Raw genomic sequence first — 8,164 nt, forward strand, 5'->3', positions numbered from 1 at the left:
CTGATACCTTCACTTACAGCGTTAGCGACGGCGCTGCAACTGTCCCCGGTACGGTGAATCTCAACGTCACTAACAATGTGCCAACAGCACAACCAGACAGCTACAGCACAAGTGCGGGAAAAGTCCTCAGCGAAATAGTGCCGGGAGTTTTAGCGAACGATTCCGACGCGGACTTTGACACGCTGACTGCTGCGGTGGCCGCAAATCCGACGAAAGGGTCGATCGCCCTCAACAAAGACGGTTCTTTCACTTATACTCCTAACGCAGGCTTTTCTGGAACAGACACCTTTACCTACACAGTCAGCGACGGGATAGTTAACTCTGTACCCGCTACCGTAACTGTAAACGTCAACAATAACCCGCCTACAGCCAATTCTGACAGCTATACCACTGTTTTTAATACGAGTCTCAACGTGACGGGTTTGGGAGTCTTAATCAACGATACAGACCCGGAAAACGACCCGCTGACGGCGATTCTGGTGACAAATCCGGCTACAGGGTCGATCGCCCTTAACGCTAACGGTTCTTTCAGTTACACTCCGAATGCTGGTTTTGCAGGGACAGACTCTTTTACCTACAAAGCTAATGACGGGAAAGCTGATTCTGCGATCGTCACAGCAAGCATTGTTGTCAATAACCCTCCGACTCCGACGCCGACTCCCACGCCAACTCCGACGCCGACTCCCACGCCAACTCCGACTCCGACGGGAACTCCGACTCCAACTCCCACGCAAACTCCGACTCCAACTCCCACGGGAACTCCGACTCCAACTCCCACGCAAACTCCGACGCCGACTCCCACGGGAACTCCGACTCCAACTCCCACTCCCACGCAAACTCCGACGCCGACTCCCACGGGAACTCCGACTCCAACTCCCACTCCCACGCAAACTCCGACTCCCACACAAACTCCGACTCCGACGGGAACTCCGACTCCGACGCCGACTCCCACGCAAACTCCGACTCCCACCGAAACTCCCACGCAAACTCCAACTCCGACTCCCACCGAAACTCCCACGCAAACTCCAACTCCGACTCCCACCGAAACTCCCACGCAAACTCCGACGCCGACTCCCACCGAAACTCCCACGCAAACTCCGACGCCGACTCCCACCGAAACTCCGACACCGACTCCAACGGAAACTCCGACACCGACTCCCACCGAAACTCCCACGGAAACTCCGACTCCGACTCCCACCGAAACTCCCACGGAAACTCCGACTCCGACTCCCACCGAAACTCCCACGGAAACTCCGACTCCGACTTCCACGGATACGGAAACTCCCACGGATACGGAAACTCCCACGGATACGGAAACTCCCACGGAAACTCCGACTCCGACTCCCACGGATACGGAAACTCCCACGGATACGGAAACTCCCACGGATACGGAAACTCCCACGGAAACTCCGACACCAACTCCCACGGAAACTCCGACACCAACTCCCACGGAAACTCCTGTTGACTCTGACAGCGTTCGCGGCGGGGATACTGATTGCATTTGCGAACAGATTACCCTGCCCGCGATCGGTTCGATTCCCGGCCCGAATTCAGTCGATCGCACTTTCAACGGCACTGACGGCGACGATTTCCTCACCGGCAGCAATCTCAGCGACGCTATCAACGGTTTCAACGGCGACGACATTCTGCTGGGTGAAAGGGGCAACGATAATATTTTTGGCGGACTGCCTGCCAATGACCCCATTGGCCCGGATGCAGACCAAGACTTGCTGTTTGGCGGCGGTGGCAATGACTACCTCAACGGCAATGCCGGCAACGATCTCATTTTCGCGGGTAAGGGCGATGATGCGGCGATCGGCGGCAAAGACGATGACTTGATTTGGGGCGACAAAGGCAATGACACTCTGGTTGGGTATCAGGGTAACGACTGCTTGTTTGGAGGCAGTTTTGACCCGTCTAACCCTGACTCCAATGGACGCGATTTGCTGTTTGGCGGTGCTGGCAACGACTTCTTGAACGGGGGAGATGCTGCTGATACTTTAAGCGGCGGAAAAGGCAACGATACGGTTTACGGGGGCAAGGGCAATGATGTTGTGGTGGGGGGTACAGGCAACGATCTGCTGTTGGGCGATCGCGGCAGTGATAGCATTTGCGGCGGCGAGGGGGACGATACTATTTTAGGAGACAGCGCGATCGACTTTAACGGCGAGCCAGATTCCCTGTGCGGCGCTGCTGGCAACGATCTGATGTTTGGCAACGGCGGTTCCGATCGACTGTGCGGCGATGAGGGCAACGATACTCTCTACGGCGGCAAAGGTGACGATTGTCTGATTGGGGGTTTGGGAAATGATATTCTCAACGGTGGCATTGGGCGCGATCGCTTTGTTTTAACAGCAGGTGAAGGCAGCGATATAATTACTAATTTCACCAAAGGTGAAGATTTGCTGGTGTTAGCGGGCGGTCTAACTTTTGCTCAACTTAGTATTACCCAAAACCCTAATGCAGCTTTCATCAGGATCGGTCAGAACGGTCAACTGTTGGCTGCTTTGAATGGAGTGCAAGCTAGTGCGATCGGAATACAAGACTTTACCGTAATTTAGTAAATCGATCGCGCCTTATTTTCAACCCAAATAAACGCCAATAAACGCAGATAAATCAGATCATATCTGCGTTTATTGCCCTTCATCTACCTGTATCTGGGGTTTTCAAACTCATCACATAGTAAATTGCCCAAATAGCCATCGCCCGCAAATAGTGACTCGCCCGAAAAGTTCCCCCGGCGGTAATCGCTTCCGGCGTGCGAAACTGCAACCCATTCTCATAAATCTGTTTCACCACCGCATCCGTCAATTTAAAGGCTTTCTCCTCCATCCCCATCTGTACCAAAAAAGCCGCCAACCCAAAATTAATCCCCGTCCAAACTTCCAAAGGATGAGTCGCATTCGGATTTTCCGGCGAACCGTTTAACATCACCCCATTTGCCGCACCGAACTCGCCATCGTTGAACTTCAAAAAGCAAGATTCGTACACAGTTTCTAAAGCGCTGACTGCACATTCTGGCGGCACAATATCCGGAAGTCCTAACAGTTTCGCGTAAAATTGACCGCACAGTTGGTCTGTCATCACCACTTCTGATTTACTCTCGCTGTCCAAACGGTAATATTGACCGTTCCACAGTTTTTCTTGATAGTTAGGTCTTGCTTGTTTCAGCCAACTGCGATACAATGCTATCTGTGCTTGAGGGTTAGGAACTATCTGTGGTGTAGCATCTTCCAAGATTTCGCCGATCGCGATCGCAGCTTCCAGCGCCGCCAACCACAAACCCCCGCAATAGGCACTTATTCCCCGCATTTGCCAATCATCAAACGTCTGATCCGGTGCTCCAGAATTCTCAGGAATTCCGTCCCCATCCTCATCAAAAGTTTTCAGATAAGCCAAAGCCTCAACAATTGCCGGCCAACACTCTTGCAGAAACTCGCAATCTGTGCCGCCAGTCAACAAAAAGTCACGATAAACCTGCAACACAAAATCGCAAGGCAAATCCTTCCACAAATTGCAATCTTGATAGCTAGTATAATTGGTTTTCTCCCAAGGATGTTCGTTAGGAGCACCCAAATCGTGCGGCGTCGCCCCGACAGCTTTTCTAATAGCCGAGGCTTGATTCCAGCCAATAATTCTCGGCGTATCGTCTCCGGCAGAAATTGCCCTAGCGAACGCTAAAACCACCGACTTTTCCAAATCTGGCCACAGCATCAACAAAGCAAAAGAACCGTAAAGCCGTACATCCAAACTTTCGTACCAGCGGTAATCGATGCACTCCAAAACCGCAAATTGACCCTTCGGATCGCGTTCGTCAGCCGCACTCCAAAGAGTACCGCCGTCAGTCAGGGCGTATAACTCGTTAAACAGCGCCATTTTAAAACTGTCTGACAAATCTTTCCGTTCTAAAATCGGTTTTTGCCAAGCTTCGATATTTTCGCGCCAAGTATCGGAATGCTTCATTGCAGTGCGAATAATCGGCCAAGCATTTTTGCCGTTGCGGCCGAAGAAATCCGTATAGCGGCGGTAGTACCAAACTCCAGATGCAAACTCAGTAACTGGCAAATCCCAAGCTATAATAAAGGGAATTTTGCGAGTTTTTCCCGGTCGAATAGTAAAGCGAACTGCGATCGCACAAGCCAACTGTTCCCCTACTGCTGCTGCTGTCTCGTCTCTGTCATCTAACAAGAAACCTTCAGCAGAAAAGTTGCGCCAAATATCGTCACCGTTCCCCGCCGGGTTCCAACGAGTTTGATAGAATACTTCTACCGCCGGATTAGTAATAGTTGCGATCGCCCATTGTCCATCCCCCTCTTGCGGTTCGTCCTCAGCAGTCAACCGCGTCATCACGCAACCGATTCGGTGGAAATCTTCCACCAGCAAATTCAAATTTCCGGCACTTTCTCCCCACCGGGGTTGATAGTCATAAAATGGACTGCCATCATCTCGCACCTTCACTGTCGGCGACTTATTAGCATTAGTAAACCAACCGACAATATTCTCCCAAGTCAGCATGATGCTGAGAGTAATCGGCGCATCTGTAGGATTGTGCGCCACCCATTCAAATATGGCAACTGGGTAACTGGTTTCCTGATAATTGTTCGGCAAAATAGGCGAAAATTGCTCGCAGCTTAATTTAGCCTCAAACACATTTTCATAAACAAACCAACTGCGCGGATACAAAGCATGATAAGTCCCCGAAGTTGACTCTTCCCTTCTTCCTTCTTCCTTCTTCCTTCTTCCTTCCGATGGATACCATTTCCAACTAGATAAACTACCATCGGTAGGCGGTTCAGTGGACAGTGCAAAAGCTTTTTTGTTACCTTGAGTCTCTTCAAAAACGCTGAACTGACAAGCCGGCAAACTGCGAAAAATGTGTTCGCCGCCGTCAATGTGCCAGAGGTTGAAGTCGCCGCGGGGCGATCGCCCGATGCAGCCGGCACCGAACCCGCCCAGAGGCATTCCGTGCCAGGGGCCGTCGTCGAGATTGCTTGCGTAGCGGACTGTATAGGGATTCTCCCAACCGAGGCCGATGGGACGTTTCCAGGCGTGCGGGGGGATGTTTGGATTAGATGTGCGATCGTTCATAATTTATTTTATCAGCAAGGGCGATCGGTCAAATTCCGCCAGAGCTTTAATAGTATAAAGCCCATTTGACATCTCAATTTGGGGCCTCTTGCCTCGCGTTACCACACATCAGTTAAATCTAAAATAAATCCCGGCAACACATCTTCTCCAGACAAATTGCTGGGATTGTCTAATATTTCCACATCTCGATCGTGTCTGTATATCTCAACTTTCTTGTTTTTGCGATCGATTAACCATCCCAAACGCGCTCCATTGGCGATGTATTCTCGCATTTTTTCTCGCAATGGTTCCATGTTGTCAGATTTAGAGCGCAATTCTACAACAAAATCCGGACAAATGGGAGCGAAACCTTCTTGTTCTTTGGCTGTGAGAGTTTGCCACCTTTCTAATTTAACCCAGGAAGCATCAGGGGAGCGATCGGCCCCATTGGGCAGTTGAAAACCAGTAGAAGAGTTAAATGCTACTCCCAGCTTGGTTTGGCGGTTCCACAGCCAGACTTGTCCTTCTATATCTAGATTGCGCTTACCTGTATCGCTTCCAGTGGGGGGCATAACAATTAATTCTCCTGTAGCTGTTCTCTCCAGTCTTAAGTCACGGTTGACGGCAGCAATTTGCTGGAACTGTTCGTGAGTTACTTTGAAGGTTTGGGGAATGGTAATGGTGTTGTTGAGCATATTGTGCGGCCTCGCGATCGGCTATTACCTATTCTATTGTGTCATAGTCTTTTCTTTACTATATGAATCATCAATATCAAGTCATATCGTTTTCGGTTGCATTGTCAGTCCTGGACGCGCTTCTATCGAATAAACCGGGTTTTTTACCGAAGATTCGGGTGGTGACGAGGATTTCGGAAAAAACCCGGTTTCTGGACTCCATACTAAGTCCCGAACAGGATTTATATCTCTAACTTCTTCGCACTTGCACTGTAAACTCGATCGAATACCCAATCTTTTTCCAGCATCTTCGAGACATAACCGTTTAGTCGATCGAGTTTACAGTGCTAGAAATTCCATAAATTCCTAATTTTGATGCAAAGCCTCGACTTCAGCCGCAAAATCATTGACAAAGATGACAATTTGATTGAATTATGTCAGGCAGAAGGGGTGAATAATAACGGTTCCTGACGGGATATTTTTTCGCAGTCGATCGATATCCGCAGGTTGGGTTTCAAAGAAAGAGTTCGGCAACTTCGGGAAATTGGCGAGAGATGTCTAAGGACGTTATCTTTACTTCCGCCGTCTCTGGATTTTGCACTTTAAAATCGCTCGTTGGAGATAAAGCTTTATTCGATCAACTGCAGGGACGGGAAACAAACGATACAAGCGATCCGCAAAATCCCAGAGTGTGGCGGTTATTAATCAATCGCGGCGGTCAATTGTATGCGTTTAAAGCTTTACATAAAAGTGCACCTGCTAAAGAACGTCCTCTGGTTTTATCAATTAGCGAAAAACAGTTGTTGATTCTGAGTCCAGAAGCAACTAAAAAGCGGTAAGTAGCGATCGCCCCTAGCCCCCAGGGCTGCGGTAAAGCTAGTCAATGCTTCGATCGAAGGCAGAATTTTTTCTGTTCCAAAAATACATCTGGATTCGTTACAGTTTTCTCTAAATCAGTTAACTGGCTTTGGGGAGATTTGGCGATCGATGTTTTTCAGGTTTAATTATCCGGCAGCCTCAGCCGGATGTTTTCAAGTTTATCCTATTCCCAAAGAGATAGTCATTCTCAGAAATTACCCACTCCATCGCAAAAACCGGGGTTTTATATGTTTCTGCGCTGCGAGCGATTTTTCTCAAAAAAAAATTGTTCTTGGACTCCTATCTCTAATTTATATATGTAGTTTGACACGCCACTTTATCGCGGTAGAATATCATCTAACCGAAGTTGCAAGTTCTTTAGCAGAGGAGAAATAATCGGTTGACCGAGGCGAAATAGTTGCTGGATGTAATCTTGGTCAATCAGTTGGCAAACAGTAAGAGTAGGTTGTTTCGGTTTACCGATAAAAGCCACGCCTCCCAATCCGCGATCATCAACGATCCAATATTCTGGAATTCCTAAAAGAGCATATTCTTCAACTTTTCGCGCGTAATCTGTTTCCCAGTTAGTGCTGACAACTTCTACAACTAATTTAATCGATCGCCCCAGCGCAATCACAGGCTCTCTTTCCCAAAGAGGTTCGCTGACAATAGCAGTTTCATCTAACACGACAATATCGGGACGGCGGGCAGTAGCTGCATCTGAAAATGGACGGATCAAACAAGTGCGGGGAATGAACCAGGGTAGTTTTTCGGCTGCGATGGCGATGCCGATTTGAGTTGCTAGTTTACCGCTGACGGTTTCGTGCGGGCCTGTTGGTTCCCTGTCAACTAATTCTCCGTCAGCGAGTTCGTAGCGGAAGTTGTCACAATATCGATCGAGGAATGTTTCAAAAGTTAGGATTTTTTGCGCGGTGTAAGCCATTAGAAACTAATAGTTTTTTGCTCAAAATCTTATTCTATAGCGCGTCGCGTGAGAACCCCGGTCTTTTAAGCCGGGGATGAAACGCAGTTGTAGCCTTTAGGCTACGAGTGTTCCATATTATTTATTCCTTTGACTTTCAATATACTTTTTCACAGTTTCGGTTGAGACGTTGCCAACACTGCCGACAAAATAACTAGGACTCCACAAGGTAGGCAATTTTAATAATTCAGGAAACTCTTTCCTCAAGTAACTCGAAGCCCTGCCTTTAACCCTCTGCATGACGAAGCTAGCAGAATCAGTCGGCTTAACGTTAACCAATAAATGTACGTGGTCTGGCATGATTTCCAAGGCAATAATTTTCCACCTGTTTTCCGTTACGACCTCAAAAATAATTTCTTGCAGCCGTTCCGCAATTTTACCGACGAGTACCGCTTTGCGACGCTTGGGGATAAAAACAAAGTGCATATTGATCAGTGAGACAGCGTTACTCTCGTGCCGATACTCTAAATCTTTTTTTGACAAACTCGCCATAGAGTGATTGACTTCGTTGATTGATAGTGTATACTCAACATATCACAGCGACAAAACTTAAATAATGTTTGGATGTCAACAGATCCTGCTC

General features: G+C 48.5%; 6 protein-coding genes. 2 read left to right on the forward strand and 4 right to left on the reverse strand.

Going from position 1 to position 8,164, the window contains the following annotated elements; translation table 11 throughout:
* A partial coding sequence (locus tag QUA80_RS26910) for an Ig-like domain-containing protein (RefSeq protein WP_333428050.1) occupies positions 1-2,561 on the forward strand: 2,561 nt, incomplete at its 5' end.
* Between the two features lie 82 nt (positions 2,562-2,643).
* Here the strand turns inward: QUA80_RS26910 and QUA80_RS26915 are convergent.
* Both QUA80_RS26915 and QUA80_RS26920 read right to left on the reverse strand, forming a co-directional pair.
* Entirely contained in the window at positions 2,644-5,088 is a 2,445-nt protein-coding gene (locus QUA80_RS26915) for a GH116 family glycosyl hydrolase (RefSeq protein WP_333428051.1), read from the reverse strand.
* Between the two features lie 98 nt (positions 5,089-5,186).
* Entirely contained in the window at positions 5,187-5,762 is a 576-nt protein-coding gene (locus QUA80_RS26920; RefSeq protein WP_333428052.1) for a Uma2 family endonuclease, read from the reverse strand.
* Positions 5,763-6,295: 533 nt separating this feature from the next.
* Between QUA80_RS26920 and QUA80_RS26925 the strand changes: the two genes are divergently transcribed.
* Positions 6,296-6,580 carry a hypothetical protein gene (locus QUA80_RS26925; RefSeq protein ID WP_333428053.1) on the forward strand — a complete coding sequence of 95 codons (285 nt, stop codon included), beginning with the start codon at positions 6,296-6,298 and terminating at the stop codon, positions 6,578-6,580.
* 356 nt (positions 6,581-6,936) lie between these two features.
* On the opposite strand, the gene QUA80_RS26930 is transcribed toward QUA80_RS26925, so the two are convergent.
* Both QUA80_RS26930 and tnpA read right to left on the reverse strand, forming a co-directional pair.
* Positions 6,937-7,542 (reverse strand): Uma2 family endonuclease, encoded by a 606-nt coding sequence (locus QUA80_RS26930; RefSeq protein WP_333428054.1) that lies wholly within the window; start codon positions 7,540-7,542, stop codon positions 6,937-6,939.
* A gap of 117 nt (positions 7,543-7,659) precedes the next feature.
* The gene (tnpA, locus tag QUA80_RS26935) at positions 7,660-8,073 is read right to left on the reverse strand and encodes an IS200/IS605 family transposase (protein ID WP_333428055.1); all 414 of its coding nucleotides are present in this window, start codon (positions 8,071-8,073) and stop codon (positions 7,660-7,662) included.
* Between the last annotated feature and the right edge of the window lie 91 nt (positions 8,074-8,164).

The sequence above is a fragment of the Microcoleus sp. F4-D5 genome (genome assembly GCF_036704885.1).
Lineage (GTDB): Bacteria > Cyanobacteriota > Cyanobacteriia > Cyanobacteriales > Microcoleaceae > Microcoleus.